Origin of the sequence: Streptomyces sp. Ru62 (assembly GCF_002920615.1) — a bacterium.
Taxonomy (GTDB): domain Bacteria; phylum Actinomycetota; class Actinomycetes; order Streptomycetales; family Streptomycetaceae; genus Streptomyces.
Genome location: NZ_PQSU01000005.1, coordinates 224,176 through 245,571, shown reverse-complemented (window position 1 = coordinate 245,571; position 21,396 = coordinate 224,176). Strand labels below are relative to the sequence as shown.

Annotated in this window: 21 protein-coding genes; 11 read left to right on the top strand and 10 right to left on the bottom strand. The window is 71.0% G+C overall.

Annotated features, from left to right (window positions below):
• Window positions 1-6: 6 nt before the first annotated feature.
• The 4 genes from C3492_RS09165 (at window position 7) to C3492_RS09150 (ending at window position 4,311) form a co-directional block, all read left to right on the top strand.
• The gene (locus C3492_RS09165) at window positions 7-615 is read left to right on the top strand and encodes a TetR/AcrR family transcriptional regulator (protein WP_103811228.1); all 609 of its coding nucleotides are present in this window, start codon (window positions 7-9) and stop codon (window positions 613-615) included.
• A 60-nt stretch (window positions 616-675) separates the two neighbouring features.
• Window positions 676-1,977 (top strand): MFS transporter, encoded by a 1,302-nt coding sequence (locus tag C3492_RS09160; RefSeq protein ID WP_103811227.1) that lies wholly within the window; start codon window positions 676-678, stop codon window positions 1,975-1,977.
• A gap of 284 nt (window positions 1,978-2,261) precedes the next feature.
• Window positions 2,262-3,872, top strand: a complete 1,611-nt coding sequence (gene cimA, locus C3492_RS09155) for a citramalate synthase (RefSeq protein ID WP_103811226.1) — start codon at window positions 2,262-2,264, stop codon at window positions 3,870-3,872.
• 13 nt (window positions 3,873-3,885) lie between these two features.
• Window positions 3,886-4,311: a VOC family protein gene (locus C3492_RS09150; protein ID WP_103811225.1), complete on the top strand. Its 426-nt coding sequence runs from the start codon at window positions 3,886-3,888 to the stop codon at window positions 4,309-4,311.
• Between the two features lie 25 nt (window positions 4,312-4,336).
• Here C3492_RS09150 and C3492_RS09145 read toward each other — a convergent pair whose 3' ends face one another.
• From C3492_RS09145 to C3492_RS09130, 4 genes are all read right to left on the bottom strand, one after another.
• A complete protein-coding gene (locus tag C3492_RS09145; RefSeq protein ID WP_103811224.1) occupies window positions 4,337-4,939 on the bottom strand; it encodes a GPP34 family phosphoprotein in 603 nt (200 codons plus the stop codon).
• Window positions 4,940-4,961: 22 nt separating this feature from the next.
• On the bottom strand, window positions 4,962-5,252 hold the full coding sequence (locus tag C3492_RS09140; protein WP_103811223.1) for a muconolactone Delta-isomerase family protein: 291 nt from the start codon (window positions 5,250-5,252) through the stop codon (window positions 4,962-4,964).
• Window positions 5,253-5,330: 78 nt separating this feature from the next.
• Entirely contained in the window at window positions 5,331-5,819 is a 489-nt protein-coding gene (locus C3492_RS09135; protein ID WP_103811222.1) for a hypothetical protein, read from the bottom strand.
• A gap of 16 nt (window positions 5,820-5,835) precedes the next feature.
• Window positions 5,836-7,701 (bottom strand): ricin-type beta-trefoil lectin domain protein, encoded by a 1,866-nt coding sequence (locus tag C3492_RS09130; protein ID WP_181140275.1) that lies wholly within the window; start codon window positions 7,699-7,701, stop codon window positions 5,836-5,838.
• Window positions 7,702-7,825: 124 nt separating this feature from the next.
• On the opposite strand from C3492_RS09130, the gene C3492_RS09125 reads away from it, so the two are divergent.
• Together C3492_RS09125 and C3492_RS09120 are read left to right on the top strand one after the other, a co-directional pair.
• Entirely contained in the window at window positions 7,826-10,840 is a 3,015-nt protein-coding gene (locus C3492_RS09125) for a glycoside hydrolase family 3 N-terminal domain-containing protein (RefSeq protein ID WP_103811220.1), read from the top strand.
• 53 nt (window positions 10,841-10,893) lie between these two features.
• Window positions 10,894-12,264, top strand: coding sequence for a hypothetical protein (locus C3492_RS09120; RefSeq protein WP_103811219.1), 1,371 nt, complete (start codon window positions 10,894-10,896; stop codon window positions 12,262-12,264).
• 10 nt (window positions 12,265-12,274) lie between these two features.
• Here the strand turns inward: C3492_RS09120 and C3492_RS09115 are convergent, their stop codons facing one another.
• Window positions 12,275-12,457, bottom strand: a complete 183-nt coding sequence (locus tag C3492_RS09115; protein ID WP_103811218.1) for a DUF397 domain-containing protein — start codon at window positions 12,455-12,457, stop codon at window positions 12,275-12,277.
• Window positions 12,454-13,275 (bottom strand): helix-turn-helix transcriptional regulator, encoded by an 822-nt coding sequence (locus C3492_RS09110; protein WP_103811217.1) that lies wholly within the window; start codon window positions 13,273-13,275, stop codon window positions 12,454-12,456. The genes C3492_RS09115 and C3492_RS09110 overlap by 4 nt, the downstream gene beginning before the upstream one ends.
• A gap of 112 nt (window positions 13,276-13,387) precedes the next feature.
• On the opposite strand from C3492_RS09110, the gene C3492_RS09105 reads away from it, so the two are divergent.
• Window positions 13,388-13,825 carry an ATP-binding protein gene (locus C3492_RS09105; protein ID WP_103811216.1) on the top strand — a complete coding sequence of 146 codons (438 nt, stop codon included), beginning with the start codon at window positions 13,388-13,390 and terminating at the stop codon, window positions 13,823-13,825.
• A gap of 118 nt (window positions 13,826-13,943) precedes the next feature.
• On the opposite strand, the gene C3492_RS09100 is transcribed toward C3492_RS09105, so the two are convergent.
• Window positions 13,944-14,549 carry a YceI family protein gene (locus tag C3492_RS09100; protein ID WP_103811215.1) on the bottom strand — a complete coding sequence of 202 codons (606 nt, stop codon included), beginning with the start codon at window positions 14,547-14,549 and terminating at the stop codon, window positions 13,944-13,946.
• A 223-nt stretch (window positions 14,550-14,772) separates the two neighbouring features.
• Here C3492_RS09100 and C3492_RS09095 point away from each other — a divergent pair, with 223 nt between their 5' ends.
• The 4 genes from C3492_RS09095 (at window position 14,773) to C3492_RS09080 (ending at window position 19,594) form a co-directional block, all read left to right on the top strand.
• A complete protein-coding gene (locus C3492_RS09095; RefSeq protein WP_014675203.1) occupies window positions 14,773-15,279 on the top strand; it encodes a hypothetical protein in 507 nt (168 codons plus the stop codon).
• Window positions 15,280-15,313: 34 nt separating this feature from the next.
• Entirely contained in the window at window positions 15,314-17,617 is a 2,304-nt protein-coding gene (locus C3492_RS09090; protein WP_103811320.1) for a polysaccharide lyase 8 family protein, read from the top strand.
• A gap of 154 nt (window positions 17,618-17,771) precedes the next feature.
• Window positions 17,772-19,367: an acyl-CoA carboxylase subunit beta gene (locus C3492_RS09085; protein ID WP_103811214.1), complete on the top strand. Its 1,596-nt coding sequence runs from the start codon at window positions 17,772-17,774 to the stop codon at window positions 19,365-19,367.
• A gap of 35 nt (window positions 19,368-19,402) precedes the next feature.
• Window positions 19,403-19,594, top strand: coding sequence for an acyl-CoA carboxylase subunit epsilon (locus C3492_RS09080; RefSeq protein WP_103811213.1), 192 nt, complete (start codon window positions 19,403-19,405; stop codon window positions 19,592-19,594).
• 154 nt (window positions 19,595-19,748) lie between these two features.
• Here the strand turns inward: C3492_RS09080 and C3492_RS09075 are convergent, their stop codons facing one another.
• The 3 genes from C3492_RS09075 to C3492_RS09065 form a co-directional block, all read right to left on the bottom strand.
• Window positions 19,749-20,330 carry an ATP/GTP-binding protein gene (locus C3492_RS09075; protein ID WP_014675207.1) on the bottom strand — a complete coding sequence of 194 codons (582 nt, stop codon included), beginning with the start codon at window positions 20,328-20,330 and terminating at the stop codon, window positions 19,749-19,751.
• Window positions 20,311-20,880 (bottom strand): DUF742 domain-containing protein, encoded by a 570-nt coding sequence (locus C3492_RS09070; protein ID WP_103811212.1) that lies wholly within the window; start codon window positions 20,878-20,880, stop codon window positions 20,311-20,313. The genes C3492_RS09075 and C3492_RS09070 overlap by 20 nt, the downstream gene beginning before the upstream one ends.
• A 94-nt stretch (window positions 20,881-20,974) precedes the next feature.
• Entirely contained in the window at window positions 20,975-21,388 is a 414-nt protein-coding gene (locus tag C3492_RS09065) for a roadblock/LC7 domain-containing protein (RefSeq protein WP_004983065.1), read from the bottom strand.
• Window positions 21,389-21,396: the final 8 nt, after the last annotated feature.

The window sequence follows — 21,396 nt, the reverse complement described above, 5'->3', positions numbered from 1 at the left end:
CAGCAGATGACCGGTGCGGGCCGGGCACGCAGGAACGCGCCGCCGCGCGAGGAGGTCCTCGCCGCCGCCATGGACATGATCGCCGAGCGCGGTCTGGAGAAGCTCACCATGGCGGGGCTGGGCCGTGAGGTCGGCATGAGCAGCGGCCACCTGCTGTACTACTTCCGCTCCAAGGACGAGCTGCTGCTCCGGACGCTGGAGTGGAGCGAGGGCCGGCTGGGCGCGGAGCGGGGCCGCCTGCTGGCCGGTCCCGGGACCGCGCGGGAACGCCTGTCGGCCTACGTCGACCTGTACGTGCCCGACGGCCACCGCGACCCGCACTGGACGCTGTGGCTGGAGGTCTGGAACCGGTCGCAGAACGCCGACGACGACGCGCGTGCCCGGCAGGCCGCGATCGAGGGCGCGTGGCACCGCGACCTGGTCGCGCTGATCGCCGAGGGCGTCTCGCGGGGGGAGTTCCGTCCGGTGGACGCGGACCGCTTCGCGACGAGGCTGCGCGCGCTGCTGGACGGGTTCTCGATCCACGTGGCGATCGGCTTGCGGGGCGCGGACAGGGGCCAAGTCCTCTCGCACGTCCGGGAGTTCATCGAGGACGGGCTCGCCGCGACCCCCTAGCGGCGCACGTCCGGCGGCGCATCGGAATCGTTTCCTCCGCGGGCGGGCAGGTAACGGCCCATGGGACGACAACACTGGAAGAAGATCTGGGTCGGCTCGGCGGGCAACATGGTCGAGTGGTTCGACTGGTTCGTGTACGCGAGCTTCGCCACGTACTTCGCCGGCGCGTTCTTCCCGAGCGGCAACCCCACCGCCCAGCTGATGAACACCGCCGGCATCTTCGCCGTCGGCTTCTTCATGCGCCCCGTCGGCGGCTGGCTGCTGGGCAGGGTCGGTGACCGCAAGGGCCGCAAGGCGGCGCTGACCCTCACCGTCACGCTCATGTCGGCCTCGGCGGTCCTCATCGCCGTCGCCCCCACCTACGGGGTCGCCGGCTACGGCGGAGCCCTCGTGCTGCTCGTCGCCCGCCTGCTCCAGGGCCTGTCGGTGGGCGGCGAGTACGCGGCCAGCGCCACCTATCTGACCGAGGCGTCCGACCCGAGGCGGCGCGGCTTCGCGTCCAGCTTTCAGTACGTGTCCATGACCGCCGGCCAGATCGTCGGCCTCGGCCTGCAGATCGTCCTCCAGCGCACCATGTCCGACGACGCCCTGCACAGCTACGGCTGGCGCATCCCGTTCGTCGTCGGCGCGCTCGGCGCGGCCGTCGTCTTCTACCTGCGCCGCACCATGCTGGAGACGGAGGTGTACGAGGAGGACACCTCGCACTCCGAGGAGCGCGGCACCCTGCGGGCGCTGTGGCGGCACAAGCGGGAGGCGTTCCTGGTGATCGCCCTCACCATGGGCGGCACGGTGGCGTACTACACGTACACCACCTACCTCACGAAGTACCTCTCCAACTCGGCGGGGCTGTCCAAGGAGACCGCCACGCTGGTCTCGTTCACCGCACTGATCGTCTTCGCGTGCCTCCAGCCGCTCGCGGGCGCCCTCTCCGACCGCATCGGACGCCGCCCGCTGCTGATCACCTTCGCCGTCGGCTCCACCTTCCTGACGGTCCCGATCATGACGCTGCTCCGGCACGCGGACGGCTACTGGCCCGCCCTCGGCCTCGCCCTGCTCGCGCTGGTCGTGGTCACGGGCTACACCTCCATCAACGCCTGTGTGAAGGCCGAGCTCTTCCCGACCGGCGTCCGCGCGCTCGGTGTCGCCCTGCCGTACGCCATCGCCAACGCCCTCTTCGGCGGCACCGCCGAGTACGTCGCCCTGTGGTTCAAGAAGGGCGGCATCGAGTCCGGCTTCTACTGGTACGTGGCCGGCTGCGCCGCCGTGTCCCTCGTGGTGTACGTCACCATGCGGGAGACCAAGGACCTGGACCTGGCCCGGGTGAGGGCCGGCGAGGATTCCACGCTGACGCCCGCATCCTGAGACGGACGGTGAGCCGGGGGCGGAGCTGTGCCAGACTGCCCCCGTGCTCTCGTTCGCCATGATTATTGGCAGCAGGCGCGCCGGTCCGCAGTGACCACCTCGTACGACCAGGTGCGGGTGGCCACCGTCGTCCTCGACCCGCGCGCAGACCTCTCGCACCCGCGAGGGGTTTTTTCGTTTTCCGGCCCACCCTCAGCCGGTGACGGAGCGCGAGGGAGCATGGAGGAACGGTGGAGCCGGTCATTCCGGTAAAGACCGAAGATTTCCCACAGGAGCCTTGAGACATGACCGAGACGGCAACCAGCGAGCTCGACGACTCGTTCCACGTCTTCGACACCACGCTGCGCGACGGCGCGCAGCGCGAGGGCATCAACCTCACCGTCGCGGACAAGCTCGCCATCGCCCGGCACCTGGACGACTTCGGCGTGGGCTTCATCGAGGGCGGCTGGCCCGGCGCGAACCCCCGCGACACGGAGTTCTTCGCCCGCGCGCAAGCGGAGATCGACTTCCGGCACGCCCAGCTCGTCGCCTTCGGCGCCACCCGCCGCGCCGGCACCACAGCCGCCGAGGACCCGCAGGTCAAGGCCCTGCTCAGCTCGGGCGCCCCGGTGATCACCCTGGTCGCCAAGTCGCACGACCGGCACGTGGAGCTCGCGCTGCGCACCACCCTGGACGAGAACCTGGAGATGGTCCGCGACACCGTGTCGTACCTGCGCGAGCAGGGCCGCCGGGTCTTCGTGGACTGCGAGCACTTCTTCGACGGCTACCGCGCCAACCCCGAGTACGCCAAGGCGGTCGTCCGCGCCGCCTCGGAGGCCGGCGCCGACGTCGTCGTCCTCTGCGACACCAACGGCGGCATGCTCCCCGCCCAGGTCCACGCGGTCGTCGCCACCGTCCTCGCCGACACCGGCGCCCGGCTCGGCATCCACGCCCAGGACGACACCGGCTGCGCGGTCGCCAACACCCTGGCCGCCGTCGACGCGGGCGCCACCCACGTGCAGTGCACGGCCAACGGATACGGCGAGCGCGTCGGAAACGCCAACCTGTTCCCGGTCGTCGCCGCCCTGGAACTGAAGTACGGCAAGAAGGTGCTGCCCGAGGGCCGGCTGCGCGAGATGACCCGCATCTCCCACGCCATCGCCGAGGTCGTCAACCTGACGCCGTCGACCCACCAGCCGTACGTGGGCGTGTCGGCCTTCGCGCACAAGGCCGGCCTGCACGCCTCCGCCATCAAGGTCGACCCGGACCTGTACCAGCACATCGACCCCGAGCTGGTCGGCAACACCATGCGCATGCTCGTCTCCGACATGGCGGGCCGCGCCTCGGTCGAGCTGAAGGGCAAGGAGCTGGGCATCGACCTGAGCGGCGACCGGGAGCTGGTCGGCCGGGTGGTCGAGCGGGTGAAGGAGCGGGAGCTCAAGGGCTACACGTACGAGGCGGCGGACGCCTCGTTCGAGCTGCTGCTGCGCGCCGAGGCCGAGGGCCGGCCGCTGAAGTACTTCGACGTCGAGTCCTGGCGGGCCATCGTCGAGGACCGGCCCGACGGCACCCACGCCAACGAGGCCACGGTCAAGCTGTGGGCCAAGAGCGAGCGGATCGTCGCCACCGCCGAGGGCAACGGCCCGGTCAACGCCCTGGACCGCGCCCTGCGTGTGGCCCTGGAGAAGATCTACCCGCAGCTCGCCAAGCTGGACCTGGTCGACTACAAGGTCCGCATCCTGGAGGGCAAGCACGGCACCTCCTCCACCACCCGCGTGCTGATCTCCACCTCGGACGGCTCCGGCGAGTGGGCCACGGTCGGCGTGGCCGAGAACGTCATCGCCGCCTCCTGGCAGGCCCTGGAGGACGCGTACACGTACGGCCTCCTCCGTGCGGGCGTGGAGCCCGCTCAGTAGCCACAGTGGAGGCATGACCTCACCAACGCAAGACGTGCTGTCCCGGGCCCGCGTCGCGACCCGGCTGCCCGCCCGGGACCTGGACCGGGCCCGCCGCTTCTACGCCGAGAAGCTCGGCCTGTACCCGGTGGACGAACGGCCCGGCGGACTGCTGTACCGCTGCGCGGGCGTGGACTTCGTCGTGTTCCGCTCGACGGGGGCCTCGCCCGGCACCTTCACCCAGATGGCCTTCGAGGTGGACGACATCGAGGCGGCCGTCACCGAGCTGCGCCGCCGGGGCGTCGAGTTCCAGGAGGTCGACGTGCCCGGCTTCCGCACCCGGGACGGCATCGCCGAGATCGAGGGCAACTACCCGAGCAAGGGCGCGCGGGCCGAGCGGGGCGCGTGGTTCCGGGACAGCGAGGGCAACCTGCTGGGCATCGGCCAGCTGATCCTGTGAGGCCCGCCGGCCGGTCCGGTGCCGCTCAGGGCGCCCGCCAGATGTTGTCGAAGGCGATGTTCTCGATGCGGCGCCGCTCGCGCACCGCCTCCAGCTCGGTGACCGCGTCACCGACCGCCGCCAGGACGGTGATCACCGCCTCGTCGTCGAGTCCGGAGGAGGCCGTCCGGTCGGGCTCGATGCCCAGCGTGCCCGCGAGGCCCGTCAGCACCGGGTCGTGGGAGTCCCAGCGGTCGGTCGCGTGCCGCCGGGCGGCCGTGTCGGCCGGGGTCTCGGTCCCGCCCCGGCCCGGCCACCAGTGCCGGCGCTTCCCGGTGAGCTGCCCGTCCGCCTCCAGGACGTCCCGGTAGGCCACGGCCAGCCCCTCGCCGCGCCGCCACAGCCAGTCCTCGACCGTCTCGTACGGCTCCTCGCGGACGAGCCGCGCCCCGGCCTCGTCCAGCAGCCGGTCACCCGTGGTCAGCACCGGGCCGGGCACGATGCGCTCACCGTCCAGGGTGAGCGCCCGGACACCGAGCAGGTCGATCAGCTCGGCCCCGGCGAGCGCCAGCGACAGATCGCCCTGCTCGACGGGGCGCTCGCCCGGTACGTCCAGGCTGACGAGGAACAGGTCCTGCGGTGTCGTCATGGGGGCTCCAGGTCACCGGCCGTCAGCTGCGGCCGGGGTCGTTCGGATGGGACTCCAGCGGAGTGACGGTGAGCTGCATCCAGGGTCGCAGCGGCAGCGTACCGAGGACCCGCTCGTGCAGCTGCGCCTCGTCGTCGGCCCGCCAGACGCCGATGCTGCGCAGCTCCCCGACCGGCCGCCACAGCCGCAGCAGATGCCCCGTGGCGGCCAGTTCCCGGGCCCGGACGGCCTCGGCGGCCCGCCGCCGCGCGACCTCTTCCTCGGGGGTGCCGTCGGGCACCGAGGTGGTGATCTCGACCAGGAACTCGCGCATGATCCCTCCCTCGGTGGGTGGCCGGCCGGCTGGGGGCCGGCCCCCTTCATCGTCCCCCAGCCGCCGGACGGGCGCCGCTCAGCACGAGTCGGCGGCGAGCCGCTCGAACGCGGCGAGGCTCATCGCCCGGTCGTCCGCCCAGACCTGGCCGGGCTTCAGCCGGTCGATCTGCTCGCCGGTGAACTCCACGACCCCGTTGTAGGAGTCGCCGCCGACGTAGTGCCCGAACCGCAGGACGTACCGGTGCCGGGGCAGGAGGCGCTGGGCGCCCCGGTGACGGGCGTGCCAGGCGGCGGGCGGGTCGAAGAGGGGGAAGTCGGCGTCGCCGCGCAGGCCGTCCTTCTTCACGTCCCACCCGGTGCTGACAGGGCCCTTCCCCGCGCCCCGGGCCCGCCCGTCCAGGGCCGGGCCCTGATAGCCGTCGTCACCGCACGGCCGGAACACGGCGTACGGCGTCCCGTCCGGCGCGGCCCGCACCCCCGCGAGCGGCAGGTCGACGGCGCCGCAGCCGCTGAGCAGCAGCGTCCCGCCGACGATCCCCGCCGCCACGGCCCCCGTACGTCGCATGGTCCGCCTCACCGCCTCACCGCAGGGTCCACTTCTGGTTGGCGGCGCCGGTGCACGACCAGATCTGGGCCCGTGCCCCGTTCGCCGACGAGTTGTCGGTGACGTCCAGGCACTTGTTCGCCGCCGTGTTCACCACATCACCCGTGGACGCGTTGTACGACCACCGTTGGGCACCGGTTCCGTTGCAGTCGTACAACTGCACCTTGGCCCCGTCCGCCGTCGAACCGGAGCTCACGTCCAGACACTTGCCGAGCGCCTGGATCGACCCGTCGGCCTGGACGGTCCACTGCTGGGCCGCGCTGCCGTTGCAGTCGTAGAGCTGCACCGCCGTGCCGTTGGCGCTCGAACCGCCCGCCACGTCCAGGCACTTGCCGGCGAGGCCCACGAAGGCCCCGGTCCTGGCGCCGCCGCCGGACTGGGTGCCGGACCAGGTGAAGGTGGCCGAGGTGTTGCCGGGCAGCGAGTAAGTGGCGTGCTGCGAGCCCCAGTTGATGGTGACCGTCCGGGCCGACGAGGAGTCGTTGTACGCGATCAGCGCCTTGCTGCCGTCCGGGTTGCGCCAGGCCACGTTCGGTACCGCGGTGGAGGCGGTGGAGGCTATGCGCTGGGCACCGGGGCGGACGAACTTGGTCAGGTGGCCCATGTCGTAGTACTCGACGGTGTAGTCCACGGTCCCGCTCGCGCCGTCGCCGTTGTGCACGGTGATCAGGCCGGTGCAGGTGCCGCAGCCGCCGTTGTGCGGGCCCATGTTCTGGTCCACGGCCAGCGACCACTTGGTCACCGACTTCGCCCAGTTGCGGGTGTAGTCGATGATGTTGGACATGTCCTCGCGCTGCTGGTCGGCGATCCAGGTGCCACCGGAGTGCTCGGTGCCGAAGGCGTCCAGCGCGGGGTACTGGTTGTGCACGGTGGTCTGCTTGGCGATGTCACCGCCGTAGCCGTGCCAGGCGATGCCGCCGAAGTTGGGGTGGCTGCGGACGGCCGGGTCGTCCACGGTCTGGGCCGCGTAGGAGTCGTAGACGTCCCAGTTCCAGTCGTGCGCCAGCACCTTGGTGGTCAGGCCCGCCGACTGGAGCTTGGGCAGCAGCTCGTTCTTGGTGAAGTAGGCGAGGCCGCTGGCGTTCCAGCTCATCGACGGGTAGCCGGAACAGCAGGTCGGCTCGTTCTGCGCGGTGACGTACGAGACGTTGATCCCCTGGTCCTTGTACGCCTGGAGGTACTTCACGAAGTAGGAGGCGTACGCCCCGTAGTCCTCGGCCTTCAGCCAGCCGCCGTTGAGCGAGCCGCTGTCCTTCATCCACGCCGGCGCGGTCCACGGCGAGGCCATCACGGTCAGGGAGGGGTTGAGCTGGAGCGCCTGCCTGGTGAGCGGGACGACGTCGGCCAGGTCGTGCGCGATGGAGAACTTCGCGAGGGACGGGTCGGTCTGCCCGGCCGGCACGTCGTCGTAGGTGTAGCCGTAGCGGGCGAGGTCGGAGGCGCCCATGGGGTTGCGCAGGAACGACAGGCCGATGCCGTCGGTCGGCGAGAACAGCTTGCGCATGGTCGCGTCCCGGGTCGCCTGGGACAGCGCCCCGCTGCTGTTCATCAGCCAGGCGGCGGTGTCCGTGAAGGACGCGCCGCCACCGGTGAAGGTCTGGTAGCGGGTGTTCTCGTCGACGGTGATGTTCTCGCCGCTCCCGCCCGTCCCGGACTGGAACGCGAACGGCGTCTGCGGCTGGAGGCCGCGCACGACGTGCCGGCCGGCGGAGTCGTCGGTGGTGGTGAGCCAGGCGGTGACCTGCTCACCGGCCGCGTGCGCGGGGGGTACGGCCACACTGAGACCGGCTGCGGAGAGCAGCCCGGCGAGCAACAGCCGGACTGTGCGGGGGGATCTCCTCATGGTGCGTCGCCCTTCCTCTCGGATCGGCAGAGCTGACGGGTCGTCTTGACGGGGGTGTGTGCCCCTAGTTAACTCACGGCGTGAGCTAAGCCCTGAGTGAACCACGAGAGCCGAGGGAAGGTCCATGCGAAGAACCGCCCTGCTCGCCTCCGCCGCACTCCTCGCCGGTCTGCTGCCCTGGGCGGCGACCGCGCGAGCCGCCGAGGAGCCCGCCCCCGTACCCGTCGACCGCTTCGAGGGCGAGGTGCCCTTCGCCTCCCAGCCCGCCGAGGGCATCTTCACCTGGGGCGGCGACTCCGACGACCCGCCCACGCTCCGCCTCGCCGACCGCGCCGACGCCCCCGAGGGCGGCAAGGTCCTCGCCGGCGGCTACGACATCAGCGGCTACGGCGGCTTCACCCACGACTTCGCCGCCACCGCGCCCGCCCACGACTGGTCCGCCCACCAGGGCATCCGGTTCTGGTGGGAGGGACGGAACAACGGCAAGAAGATCGCCTTCGAGATCAAGGACGGCGGGGCGAACGGCGAGGCGTCCGAACTGTGGACCACCTCCTTCACCGACGACTTCACCGGCTGGAAGCAGATCCAGCTCCCCTTCACCGACTTCACCTACCGCACCGACTACCAGCCCGTCGGAGGCATCGACCACGTCCTGGGCCTGAAGGAGATGTGGGGCTACGCTCTCACCCTCCCGGCCGGCACCAAGGGCGACTTCGCCATGGACGGCGTGGAGCTGTACGGCAGGGCCGACCAGGCACTGCGCGCCTCCGTCACCACCGACGCACCCGTCCACCCGGTCGAGGAGGGCGGCACGGCCGAGGTGAAGGTCACCGTGGCCACCACCGGCGAGCAGCCCCTCACCGACCCCGTGACCGTCACCTACGCCACCGGGGACGGCACCGCGACCGCCGGCCAGGACTACACCCCCGTCTCCGGCACCCTCACCTTCCCGGCCGGCACCGCCTCCGGCACCGCGCGGACCATCGCCGTGCCCACCCGCCGGGACCGGGCGGCCGAACCCGCCGAGACCGTCCCCCTGAAGCTCACGGTCACCGGCGCGAAGGCTCCCGCCGAGACCCCGCAGGTCGTGATCGACGCGCACGGACTGCCGTACCTGAACGCCAAGCTGCCGGTGAAGAAGCGGGTCGCCGACCTGCTGAGCCGGATGTCCCTGGCGGAGAAGGCCGGCCAGATGACCCAGGCCGAACGCGGCGCGATGACCCAGCCGAACGACATCGCCGCCTACGCCCTCGGCTCCCTGCTCTCCGGCGGCGGCTCGACGCCCACGCCCAACACGCCCGAGGCGTGGGCGAAGATGATCGACGCCTTCCAGCTGCGGACCCAGGCGACACGCTTCCAGATCCCGCTGATCTACGGCGTCGACGCGGTCCACGGCCACAACAACCTCTCCGGCGCCACGGTCATGCCGCACAACGTCGGCATCGGCGCCACCCGTGACCCCCAACTGGCGTACCAGACCGGCGCGGTGACGGCTGCCGAGGTCCGCGCGACCGGCGTCCCCTGGGACTTCGCGCCCTGCCTGTGCGTGAGCCGCGACGAACGCTGGGGCCGCTCCTACGAGTCCTTCGGCGAGGACCCGGCACTCGTGGACTCCATGGAGACCGTCATCCAGGGCCTCCAGGGCCGCGCCGACGGCAAGGACCTGAAGCGCGACGACAAGGTGCTCGCCACGGCCAAGCACTTCGTCGGCGACGGCGGCACCGCCTACGGCTCCTCCACCACCGGGAAGTACACCATCGACCAGGGCGTCACCAAGGTCACCCGCCAGGAGCTGGAGGACATCCACCTCGCGCCGTTCCGCACGGCCGTCGAGCGGGGCGTCGGCACGGTGATGCCGTCGTACTCCTCCCTCGACATCGCCGGCGACGGCAAGGGCGCGGTGAAGATGCACGCCCGCGGCGACATGATCAACGGCGTGCTCAAGGGCCGCATGGGCTTCGACGGCTTCGTCATCAGCGACTGGAACGCCATCGACCAGCTGCCCGGCGACTACGCGTCCCACGTCCGCACCTCGGTCAACGCGGGCGTCGACATGATGATGGTGCCGTACACCTACAAGGAGTTCAGCAGCGCGCTCACCGACGAGGTGAAGGCGGGCCGGGTCAGCGAGAAGCGGATCGACGACGCCGTCTCCCGCATCCTCACCGAGAAGTTCGAGCTCGGCCTCTTCGAGCACCCCTACGCCGACACCAGCGGGGCCGCCGCCATCGGCTCCCCGGCCCACCGGGAGGTCGCCCGCCGGGCCGCCGCCGAGTCGCAGGTGCTGCTGAAGAACGCGGGCGGATTGCTGCCGCTGAAGAAGAGCGAGAAGGTGTACGTCGCCGGGTCCAACGCCGACGACATCGGCAACCAGACCGGCGGCTGGACCCTCACCTGGCAGGGCGCCTCCGGGAACACCGTCCCCGGTACCACCATCCTCCAGGGTCTGCGCGAGGCCGGCGGGAACGTCACCTACTCCAAGGACGCCTCCGCTCCCACCGGCGGCTACGACGTCGGGGTGGTCGTGGTCGGCGAGACCCCGTACGCCGAGGGCGTCGGCGACGTCGGCAACGGCCACGACCTGAACCTGTCCGCCGCCGACCGGGCCGCCGTCGACAAGGTGTGCGCGGCCATGAAGTGCGCGGTGCTGATCGTCTCCGGCCGCCCGCAGCTCGTCGGCGACCGGCTGGACGAGATCGACGCCCTGGTCGCCTCCTGGCTGCCCGGCACCGAGGGCGAGGGCGTCGCCGACGTCCTCTACGGCAAGCGCCCCTTCACCGGACAGCTCCCGGTCACCTGGCCCAAGTCGGAGGCGCAACTGCCGATCAACGTGGGCGACACGGCGTACGACCCGCAGTTCCCGTACGGCTGGGGCCTGACCACCCGCACCGAGGTCCCGAAGGGCGGTACGGCCACCCTGCGCGACCTCGCCGTCCGGGCGGCGAAGGCCGAGCGGCACCGCGACGACCGCACCGGCCGCGCGCTGGTCACCCGGGCCCGGCTGCTCGTCCAGCAGAAGGCGGACGGCCACCTCACGGCCGCCGTGGCGAAGCCCTTCGCCGACGCCGACCACCTGCTGCTGACCGGCAGGTACGGAAAGGCGGTGGAGAAGCTGGCGGAGGCGTACCGGGCGGTCTGATTCCGACGCGGGACGAGTGACCGCTTTGGAGGGGCTTCGGGTAGTTTCAAGGTATGAAGGCCGTGCCGCGCACCCGAAGCCTCCCCGCTCTGCTGCTGGCCGCCCTCGCCCTGGCGCTGACGACCCTGTTCGCGCCCGGGGCGAGCGCGGACACCAGCGTCTCCACGATCGCCCAGGCCCTGCGCAAGAGCCCGGTCTACGTCGACCCGGCGGCCCGGGACCAGCTGTCCGCCGCGGACGCCGACACCCTCGCCACCCGGATCAAGGACGCGGACAAGCCCCTGTTCATCGCCGTCCTCCCGGCCGGCCACCCCACCGCGAACCTCTTCGCCGACCTCCGCTCCGCCACCGGCGTCACCGGTCTCTACGGCATCCGCCTCGGCGACCGCTTCGACGCCCGCGCCGACTCCTCCGTCATGTCGGCCACGGCCCGGCAGAACCTGGTCCGCAGCGTCCAGGGCGAGGACGCCAAGGCCCAGCTCGCCGACTTCACCGACCGCGCCCTGGCCAACATGGGCGGCCACGCCCCCAGCAGCTGGGGCGGCTCGGCCGACGGCGGCGGTGCCTCGGCCACGGCACTGATCACGACGGCCGCCGTCCTGGTGGCCGCGGGCGGAGGCGCCTACGCGCTGGTCCGCCGCAACCGCCGGCGCCGCGAGGAGGAGCAGCGGGCCGCCCTGGACCGGCTGCGGGTGGTCGTGGACGAGGACATCACCGCGTTCGGCGAAGAACTCGACCGCCTGGACTTCCACCCCTCGGAAGCGGGCGCCGACGACACGATGCGCGCCGACTACGAGCGCGCGCTGGACGCCTACGAGACCGCCAAGCAGCGCATGGCCGCGGCACGGAAACCGGAGGACGTCCGGTCGGTCACCGAGGCGGTGGAGGACGGCCGCTTCTCGCTCGCCCAGCTGGCCGCCCGCCGCGAGGGCCGCCCGCTCCCGGAGCGCCGCCCGCCCTGCTTCTTCGACCCCCGGCACGGCCCCTCGGTCTCCGACGCCACCTGGACCCCGCCCGGCGGCGCCCCGCGCCAGGTCCCGGTCTGCGCGGCCGACGCCACCCGTCTGGCCGACGGCCGCGACCCCGTGATCCGCGAGGTCGACACCGACTACGGCCGCCGCCCCTACTGGGACGCCGGCCCGGCCTACGGCCCCTGGGCCGGCGGCTACTTCGGCGGCGGCCTCCTCCCCGGTCTCCTCGTCGGCACCCTGCTCGGCAGCGTGATGGCGACTCCGTCGTACGCCGCCGACTACGGCGCCGGATACGGCGACTTCGGCGGGGGCGGCTACGAGGGCGGCGACGTCTCCGGCACCGACTTCGACCCCGGCGACTTCGGCGGCGGCTTCGGCGACGGAGGCGGTTTCGACGGCGGGGGCGGGGGTGGGGACTTCGGCGGGGGCGGCGACTTCGGCGGCGGCTACTGAGCGGTTCCGCTCAGCGGGCGATGCCGTCGAGGAAACGGGTCCAGGTGGCGGGGGAGAGGGTGAGGGTGGGGCCGGGGGTGTTCTTGGAGTCGCGGATGTGGATGGTGGTGGGGGTGGTGGCTACTTCGAGGCAGTCGCCGCCCTCACTACCGCTGTAGCTCGACTTGAACCATGCCAGTGCTGCGGTCTTCATGACTCTCCTAGCAGTCCCATCAGAAGGCGCTCGCTCTTGTCGCAGGAGAGCGCCTGTGACCGCAGCATCCCATACTTGTGGTAATAGTCGCTGACCTCTTCCGGGTCATCCACGAGGAAGCTCGCGCGCTGGACTTCCAGGTAGACCAGCCGCTCGTGCTCCGGGGTCTCCAGGAGCACCATAGGCCCGTCGAGTGCCGCGTGAGGCCGCTGGTGCATGGGCATGATCTGGAAGCTCATGTGAATGGGTCGCGTGTACTCCAGGATCTGCCGGATCTGCGCACGCATCACCTCCGGCCCGCCGACCTCCCGCCGCAGGATGCTCTCTTCCAGGATGAAGTGCCCCACCGGTGGCCTGTCCCGCTGCCAGATCAACTGTCGTTCTATGCGGGCCTGCACCCACTGCTCGGCGGTCTCGCTCCCGATCGCCGGGTAACGGTAGTCGAACACGGCGCGGCAGTACTCAGGCGTCTGGAGGAGCCCCGGAACCGCCAGGCTCTGGTACGAGAGGACGCCCACCGCCTCCTGCTCATGATCCACCAGCCCCTGCGCGAACTGGACGATCCGGTCCCGTACCGGCAGCTTGGCCACCACCACCGTCAACGCCCCACCGGTGTCGAGGAGTTCGTCGAACTGCTCGGCGCGGTCCGGCTGTAACGCCAGCCTCCCCTGCTCGATCGACCTCACCGTGTCGACCGCGAGGTTCGCCGACTCCGCGAACTGTTCCTGCGTGAGGCGGGCCTTCTTCCGGAAGTGCGCCAGCAGCGCGCCGACCGCGTACCACGAACCGACCTTCTTGGGCCTCGATGCCACGTGCATGGCCGTTCCTTTCCCCCGTACGCACGCCAAGCTCTCGTAGTGGACTCGTAGCAATGAGAACTACGACCTCACTCACTGACCCAGTGTAGTGACGCACAGTGACACTCGCGGCATGAACGCAGAACCCCGACACCCCCGCACACGCCAGACCCTCTACCGCAGGGACCGCAGGTCGGTACGGCTCGCGCGGGAGTTCGCCCACCAGGCGATGACGGACTGGGCCACGGCCGAGCGCCGCGACGACGTACTGCTCTGCGTGAGCGAGCTGGCGACCAACGCCCTCCTCCACGGCGTCCCCGCAGGCCGAGGCTTCCTGCTCCGGCTGACCCTGCACACGGACGGCGTCCTCCGCGTCGAGGTGCACGACAGTGGCCCGGGTGAGGTGCGGGCTCCGGAGCCGACTCCGGACTCGGAACACGGCCGGGGACTGCTCCTCGTCGCGGCCCTCGCGGACAAGTGGGGGGTGGGGGAGCGGAGCCCCGGCAAGATCGTGTGGTGCGAGTTCGCGGTGCGGGGTGACGAGGTGGCCGTCCCAGGCCGGCTGCGCTGAGCGTGCGGTGACGTGACCGCCGGTCCGGTAGTTCGGTGACGGACTCACCGAGCGACCGGACCGACGGGCACCTGTTGCCGACGGGCCCCGTGCCCACCCCCCGTCGGCTGCCGGAGGCTCACGCGTTCTTGATCGCCGAGATGTCGAAGACCAGCTTGATCTTGTCGGAGACCAGGACGCCGCCCGTCTCCAGCGCCGCGTTCCAGGTCAGGCCCCACTGCGAGCGCAGGATCTCGGCCTTGCCCTCGAAGCCGACGCGCTCGTTGCCGAACGGGTCCTTCGCGGCGCCGTTGAACTCCAGGTCGATGGTGAGCGGCTTGGTGACGCCGAGCAGGGAGAGGTCGCCGGTGATGCGGTAGTCGTCGCCGCCCAGCGACTCGGCCTTGGTGGAGCGGAACGTCATGACCGGGTGCTCGTCGATCTTGAAGAAGTCGGACGACTTCAGGTGGCCGTCGCGGTCGGTGTTGCCGGTCTCGATGCTGGCCATCTGGACGTCGAGCGTGGCCGTGGACTTCGTGGGGTCGGCGCCGTCGAGGTGGAGCGTGCCGGTGAAGTCCTGGAAGCCGCCCTTGACGTTGGTGACCATGGCGTGCCGGGCGACGAAACCGATCGTGCTGTGGGACGGGTCGATCGTGTAGTCGCCGGTCAGCGCGGTCAGGTCGGGGCCGGCGGTGGCCTGCGCGGCGGGGGCGGGGGTGGTGTCCTTGCGGCTGAAGATTCCCATGGCGAGCTCCTTGTGGTTCTTGTTGAACGTTAAACCAACCTGCGAGACAGACAGTAGCCCCATTCGGTTCGGTTTTCAACATCATCCGCAGCGTGTTTGCGTGCGCGCGTCGAGTAACCGGGTCCGCCCTCTGGCGCACCGGTCGATCGCTCGGGCACCATCTGGCTGCACCACCTGCACAGCCGACCCACAGGACGCACGGCCCACCGCAGGAAAGGTCCCCATGAAGCCGCTCAAGACCCGCTCGCTGCTCACCGCGCTCGCCCTCGTCGTCGCCCCCGGCGTGGCCGTCCTCGGCACCGCCACCGACGCCTTCGCCGTCACCAAGATCAGCCACGCGACCGCCACCCAGATGTTCCGCGACGTCGGCATCACATGGTCGTCCTCAGGTAACTGCTCCGACCGCTACAACTCCACCTGTACGTCCTTCGAGCAGCTCAACCTCGCCACCGCCCAGGGCGCCCAGACCCTCAAGCGGGCCAGCGGCTGCGCCCTCAACATCACCGGCGGCACCGAGACCGGCCACGCCTCCGGCACCTACTCCCACTGGAACGGCTACAAGCTCGACTACGGCAAGAACACGTGCGTGACGTCGTACATCAAGAACAACTTCGGCTACATCGGCCTGCGTGGCGACGGCGCCCCGCAGTACCAGTCCGGCTCCGGCAACATCTACGCCGACGAGGGCAACCACTGGGACGTCCTCTACTACAACTGCGGCGGCTGCTGAGCCGGGAGCCGAGGAGGGGGCGGTGACCGGGCCCATGCGCATGACCCGACGCGCGCTGCTGCTGGCCGCCGCCCTCGCCGCCGCTCCGGCGCCCGGCGCCCGGGCGGCCGACGACCCGTACGACGTGCTGCGCCGCCGCTGGCTCGGCATCGCCCTGGGCGCGGGATACGACCCGGCCGCCGAGCCGTACGCCTCCCGGCTCGCCCTCCTCGGGCAGCAGGCGCGGGAGTTCCGGGAGGGTATGGAGCCCGGACCCGCCTCCCTCTGGCCCGGGCATCCCTTCGACCCGCCCTCCGGCATCACCTTCAGCTACGGCCGGCTGTGGACCATGACCCAGGCGTACGTCCAGGCCGGCACCGGTTCCACCGGCGACCCCGGCCTCCTCACCGACGTGCTGCGCGGGCTCGACCACCTCTCCGCCACCGTCTACAACCCCGCCACCACCCGCTACGGCAACTGGTGGGAGTGGCAGATCGGCAGCCCCCGGCTGCTGACGGACATCACGGCCGCCCTGTACGAGCAGGCCGGCCCCGCCCGGGTGGCGGCGGCCTGCGCGGCCGTCGACCACTTCGTCCCGGACACCGTGCTCACCGACTACTCGGGCACCTCCACCGGCGCCAACCGCGTCGACCTGTGCCGCTCGGTCGCCCTGCGCGGCATCCTGGGCCGCAGTCCGCAGAAGATCTCCCTGGCCCGTGACGCCCTCTCGCCCGTCTTCCCGTACGTGACGCGGGGCGACGGCCTCTACGCCGACGGCTCCTTCGTCCAGCACACCTGGGTCGCCTACTCCGGTACGTACGGCCAGGTCCTGCTTGATGGCCTCGGCCGGCTGTTCGCGCTGCTCGCCGGGTCCGAGTGGGAGGTCACCGACCCCGCCCGGCAGAACATCCTGGACAGCGTCGAGCACGCCTACGCCCCCCTGATCCACGACGGACTGGTGATGGACTGCGTCAACGGCCGTGCCATCAGCCGCGGTTACCTGCGCAGCGACGACCAGCACGTGCTGCGCAGCGACCACTACCACGGGCAGGCCCTGATCGCCGCCGTCGCCCTCCTCGCGGACGGCGCCGGCCCGGCCGAACGGGAGCGGTGGCACAGCCGGATCAAGGGGTGGATCGAACGGGACGCCGTGGTGCCTATGCTGACATCACGTCAGTTCGGTGTCGCCGACCTCGCGCGGCTGCACGCCATCGCCGCCTCGCCCGCACCCGCCGCCCCGGAACCTCTCGGTCACCGCCTCTTCCCGGCCATGGACCGCGCCGTCCACCGCACCCCACGCTTCACCGCTGCCCTCGCCATGGCCAGCGACCGCATCGCCCACTACGAGTGCGGCAACGGCGAGAACCCGCGCGGCTGGCACACCGGTTCCGGCATGCTCTCCTGGTGGCCCCGGGGCCGCGGCGACCAGTACACCGACTGGTACTGGCCCACCGTCGACTGGTACCGGTTGCCCGGCACCACCGTGTCCACGAAGCGGCTCCCCGACCGGGCCGGCGGCGAGTGGGGCGCCCCCAAGCCGGACGTCCGCTGGGTCGGCGGGACCACCGACGGCACGTACGCGGCGGTCGGCCAGCACCTCAGGGGCCTCGGCTCCACCCTCCAGGCCCACAAGTCCTGGTTCTTCCTCGACGACGCCGTGGTCTGCCTCGGCGCCGGGATCTCCTGCGCCGACGGCGTCCCGGTGGAGACGGTCGTGGACAGCCGCAACCTGGGCGAGAACGGCACCCAGAGCTTCGTACGCGGACGGAACTGGGCGCACCTGGAGGAGCACGGCGGCTGGATCCTGCCGTACGGCGGCCGGCTGTGCACCCTCCGCGAGGACCGCACCGGCGCCTGGTCCGACATCAACACCACCAGCACGGACGAACGGCGCACCCGGCGATGGCAGACCCTCTGGCTCGACCACGGCACCGACCCCGAGGCCGCCCGCTACGTCTATGTCCTGCTGCCCGGCGCCTCCCGCGCCGAGACCGCCGCGCGGGCCGCCGACCGGCACTGGCTGTCCGTCCTCGCCAACGACGCCGGTCAGCAGGCCGTCGCCGTCCCCCGGCTGGGCCTGATGGCGTGGAACTTCTGGCGGGCCGGTACGGTGGGGGACCTGACCGTCTCGGCCGGCGCGAGCGTGCTCGTCGTACGGCGGGGCCGTGCGGCCACCCTCTGCGTGAGCGAGCCGCCCCGCACCGGAGCCCCGCTGGAGCTGGTCTGGGACCGTCCGGTGCGCGCGGTGACCCGGGTCGACGACAGCGTCGAGGTCCTTTCGGCCGACCGCCGTCTGAGGCTCCGTGTCACTCCGGGGATGGCATGTGCCACCCACGAATGTGAGCTGACTCTCGGCTGACGGCTTTGTGGTCTCCCTACAACGAGATGCCCTCCTGAGCAGTCGGAATGCCTGCATGCCGCCATGGTTCTGTTCACTGGCACCAGGAAAACGGGCCGGAGACTGTACGGAGTCGACGGCTCGCTTTTCTTCGGGTCCTTCGTAAGGTCGCTACATGACCGTTTTGGAAGAGACGACGGGTGAGCCGACCGGTGAGCCGACGGACGCGCGCGGACGGGTCGCCGAACTGCACGAGATCCGTGCGCGGGCCCTGGCGGGGCCGAGCGAGAAGGCGACCGAGGCGCAGCACGCCAAGGGCAAGCTGACGGCGCGGGAGCGGATCGAGCTGCTCCTCGACCCCGGGTCCTTCCAGGAAGTCGAGCAGCTGCGTCGGCACCGGGCGACCGGCTTCGGCCTGGAGGCCAAGAAGCCGTACACCGACGGTGTCATCACCGGCTGGGGCACGGTGGAGGGCCGTACGGTCTTCGTCTACGCCCACGACTTCCGGATCTTCGGCGGCGCCCTCGGCGAGGCTCACGCCACCAAGATCCACAAGATCATGGACATGGCCATCGCGGCCGGTGCCCCGCTGGTGTCGCTCAACGACGGTGCCGGTGCCCGCATCCAGGAGGGCGTCTCCGCCCTCGCCGGCTACGGCGGCATCTTCCAGCGCAACACCAAGGCCAGCGGTGTCATCCCGCAGATCTCCGTGATGCTCGGCCCGTGCGCGGGCGGCGCGGCCTACTCCCCGGCGCTGACGGACTTCGTCTTCATGGTCCGCGACACCTCCCAGATGTTCATCACGGGCCCGGACGTGGTCAAGGCCGTCACCGGTGAGGAGATCACCCAGAACGGCCTGGGCGGCGCGGACGTCCACGCCGAGACGAGCGGCGTCTGCCACTTCGCGTACGACGACGAGGAGACGTGCATCGCCGAGGTGCGCTACCTCCTGTCGCTCCTCCCGCAGAACAACCGTGAGAACCCGCCGCGGGTCGATTCCACCGACCCGGCGGACCGCCGCGGCGACGTGCTGCTGGACCTGGTCCCGGCCGACGGCAACCGGCCCTACGACATGGCCAAGGTCATCGAGGAGATCGTCGACGACGGCGAGTACCTGGAGGTCCACGAGCGCTGGGCGCGCAACATCATCTGCGCCCTCGCCCGTCTGGACGGTCAGGTGGTCGGCATCATCGCGAACCAGCCGCAGGTACTGGCGGGTGTGCTGGACATCGAGGCGAGTGAAAAAGCTGCGCGCTTTGTCCAGATGTGTGACGCTTTCAATATCCCGATCGTCACCTTCCTGGACGTCCCCGGGTTCCTCCCCGGCGTCGACCAGGAGCACGGCGGAATCATCCGCCACGGCGCGAAGCTGCTGTACGCCTACTGCAACGCGACCGTGCCGAGGATCTCGCTCATCCTGCGCAAGGCGTACGGAGGTGCCTACATCGTCATGGACTCCCAGTCGATCGGCGCCGACCTCACCTACGCGTGGCCGACGAACGAGATCGCCGTGATGGGCGCGGAGGGCGCGGCCAACGTCATCTTCCGCCGGCAGATCGCCGAGGCCCAGGACCCGGAAGCCATGCGCGCGCGGATGGTCAAGGAGTACAAGTCCGAGCTGATGCACCCCTACTACGCGGCCGAGCGGGGCCTGGTCGACGACGTCATCGACCCCGCCGAGACCCGCGAGGTGCTGATCAAGTCCCTGGCGATGCTGCACACCAAGCACGCCGACCTGCCCTCCCGCAAGCACGGCAACCCTCCGCAGTAACCCGGCGGACACCTCTCTCAGGGAGACTGACACCCATGAGCACTGCTGACATCCGCGTCGAGAAGGGCCACGCCGAGCCCGAGGAGGTCGCCGCCATCACAGCGATCCTCCTGGCCCGCGCCGCCGCCCGCCCCGAGCCTTCGGCGACCCACCGGATCCGTCCCAGGGCAGGCTGGCGCCGCCTGGAGCGAGAGCCGGGCTTCCGGGCACCGCACAGCTGGCACTGAGCCTTTCGAACGCGACCGCAGCCCCGCCGCCCCTTGTGGGAGGCGGGGCTGCGGTGTGTCCGGCTCCCGGTCGCGCGCCAGGGGCCGCCGTACGGCCCACGGGGTACGACAAAGGGGCCCTCTCCGGACGGAAAGGGCCCCTCGTGAAGGAGCGCTAGCGCAGGCGTGCCATCAGGGCGTGTTCCACCAGGGTGATCAGCGCGCTCTTGGCGTCCGCGCGGTGGCGGGCGTCCGTCGTGATGATCGGGGTGTCCGGTCCGATCTGCAGGGCCTCGCGGACCTCGTCGGGGGTGTAGGGCTGCTGGCCGTCGAAGCCGTTGAGGGCGATGACGAAGGGCAGGCCCGAGTTCTCGAAGTAGTCGACCGCCGGGAAGCAGTCGGCGAGACGGCGGGTGTCCACCAGGACGATCGCGCCGATGGCGCCGCGGACCAGGTCGTCCCACATGAACCAGAAGCGGTCCTGGCCGGGGGTGCCGAACAGGTACAGGATCAGGTCCTGGTCCAGGGTGATGCGGCCGAAGTCCATGGCCACCGTGGTGGTGGTCTTGTCTCCGGTGTGGGTGAGGTCGTCGATGCCGGCCGAAGCGGACGTCATGACGGCCTCTGTGCGCAGCGGGTTGATCTCCGAGACGGCGCCGACGAACGTGGTCTTGCCCACGCCGAAGCCGCCCGCCACCACGATCTTCGCGGAGGTGGTGGAGCGGGAAGGACCGCCGCTAGAGCTTGCGAAGTCCACTGAGCACCCTTTCGAGCAGTGTCACGTCTGGCTGGCCGCCGGCGTTCTCGTCGCCGCCGGGCTGATGGATGGCGACCAGGCCCGCCTCCGCCAAGTCGGCGACGAGAATCCTGGCCACGCCGAGGGGGATCGTCAGCAGGGCCGAGATCTCGGCCACCGACTTGATCTCCCGGCACAGGTTGCAGATCCGCTGATGCTCGGGCAGCTGGCCCTGCATCTGGTGCGGAGCGGCGGTGGTGTGCACCAGCGCCTCGATGGCGAGCTGGTAGCGCGGGCGGGTCCGGCCGCCGGTCATGGCGTACGGACGCACCAAGGGGTTGTTGGACGCCGAAGCCGGTGCCGGCTCGGGGCGGCGCTGCGGCTGGACCGGCTGGATGCGCGGCGCCGGAGGCTGGTCGTACGGCGACGGGCCCGGACCCTGCGGGGCGTACGGCTGCCGGTGGCTGGGAGCGGAGGGGAAGTTGTACGGGTTCGCCGAACCGTCGCCCTGGCCCTGGGCAGGGCCGTACGACCAGTTGCCCGAAGACGAACCGCCTGGGGGTGTTGCCACTTTCTCCTCCTCCGACTGCGCCGGGCACCCATCCCTGGGGAACCGCGTCCCGAAACCTTACGGCCCCGGGACGCGAATACGCACCGTCCGATTATTAGTTGAGAAGGCTTCCCTGGAGCTCCGCGCGGAGATCCGGGGTGAGGACCGTGCCCGCGCGGTCCACCAGAAGGGCCATCTCGTACCCGATGAGGCCGATGTCCGCCTCCGGGTGGGCCAGGACCGCGAGCGAGGAACCGTCGGAGATGGACATGATGAAGAGGAATCCCCGCTCCATCTCCACAACCGTCTGATTCACGCTGCCTCCCTCGAAGATCCGGGAGGCGCCTGCCGTCAGAGACGTCAGACCGGAGGCGACGGCCGCGAGCTGGTCGGCGCGGTCGCGGGGGAAGCCTTCGGACATCGCCAGAAGGAGTCCGTCGGCGGAGACCACCACCGTGTGGGACACCCCCGGGGTGTTGTCCACGAAGTTGGTGATCAACCAGTTCAGGTTCTGTGCCGCCTGGCTCATCGGGCTCA

Bases quoted from the DNA above. Each gene is read 5' to 3' on its own strand.
- C3492_RS09165 (WP_103811228.1), top strand. From the start codon at position 7: ATGACCGGTGCGGGCCGGGCACGCAGGAACGCGCCGCCGCGCGAGGAG.
- C3492_RS09160 (WP_103811227.1), top strand. From the start codon at position 676: ATGGGACGACAACACTGGAAGAAGATCTGGGTCGGCTCGGCGGGCAAC.
- cimA (WP_103811226.1), top strand. From the start codon at position 2,262: ATGACCGAGACGGCAACCAGCGAGCTCGACGACTCGTTCCACGTCTTC.
- C3492_RS09150 (WP_103811225.1), top strand. From the start codon at position 3,886: ATGACCTCACCAACGCAAGACGTGCTGTCCCGGGCCCGCGTCGCGACC.
- C3492_RS09145 (WP_103811224.1), bottom strand. From the start codon at position 4,939: ATGACGACACCGCAGGACCTGTTCCTCGTCAGCCTGGACGTACCGGGC.
- C3492_RS09140 (WP_103811223.1), bottom strand. From the start codon at position 5,252: ATGCGCGAGTTCCTGGTCGAGATCACCACCTCGGTGCCCGACGGCACC.
- C3492_RS09135 (WP_103811222.1), bottom strand. From the start codon at position 5,819: ATGCGACGTACGGGGGCCGTGGCGGCGGGGATCGTCGGCGGGACGCTG.
- C3492_RS09130 (WP_181140275.1), bottom strand. From the start codon at position 7,701: ATGAGGAGATCCCCCCGCACAGTCCGGCTGTTGCTCGCCGGGCTGCTC.
- C3492_RS09125 (WP_103811220.1), top strand. From the start codon at position 7,826: ATGCGAAGAACCGCCCTGCTCGCCTCCGCCGCACTCCTCGCCGGTCTG.
- C3492_RS09120 (WP_103811219.1), top strand. From the start codon at position 10,894: ATGAAGGCCGTGCCGCGCACCCGAAGCCTCCCCGCTCTGCTGCTGGCC.
- C3492_RS09115 (WP_103811218.1), bottom strand. From the start codon at position 12,457: ATGAAGACCGCAGCACTGGCATGGTTCAAGTCGAGCTACAGCGGTAGT.
- C3492_RS09110 (WP_103811217.1), bottom strand. From the start codon at position 13,275: ATGCACGTGGCATCGAGGCCCAAGAAGGTCGGTTCGTGGTACGCGGTC.
- C3492_RS09105 (WP_103811216.1), top strand. From the start codon at position 13,388: ATGAACGCAGAACCCCGACACCCCCGCACACGCCAGACCCTCTACCGC.
- C3492_RS09100 (WP_103811215.1), bottom strand. From the start codon at position 14,549: ATGGGAATCTTCAGCCGCAAGGACACCACCCCCGCCCCCGCCGCGCAG.
- C3492_RS09095 (WP_014675203.1), top strand. From the start codon at position 14,773: ATGAAGCCGCTCAAGACCCGCTCGCTGCTCACCGCGCTCGCCCTCGTC.
- C3492_RS09090 (WP_103811320.1), top strand. From the start codon at position 15,314: ATGCGCATGACCCGACGCGCGCTGCTGCTGGCCGCCGCCCTCGCCGCC.
- C3492_RS09085 (WP_103811214.1), top strand. From the start codon at position 17,772: ATGACCGTTTTGGAAGAGACGACGGGTGAGCCGACCGGTGAGCCGACG.
- C3492_RS09080 (WP_103811213.1), top strand. From the start codon at position 19,403: ATGAGCACTGCTGACATCCGCGTCGAGAAGGGCCACGCCGAGCCCGAG.
- C3492_RS09065 (WP_004983065.1), bottom strand. From the start codon at position 21,388: ATGAGCCAGGCGGCACAGAACCTGAACTGGTTGATCACCAACTTCGTG.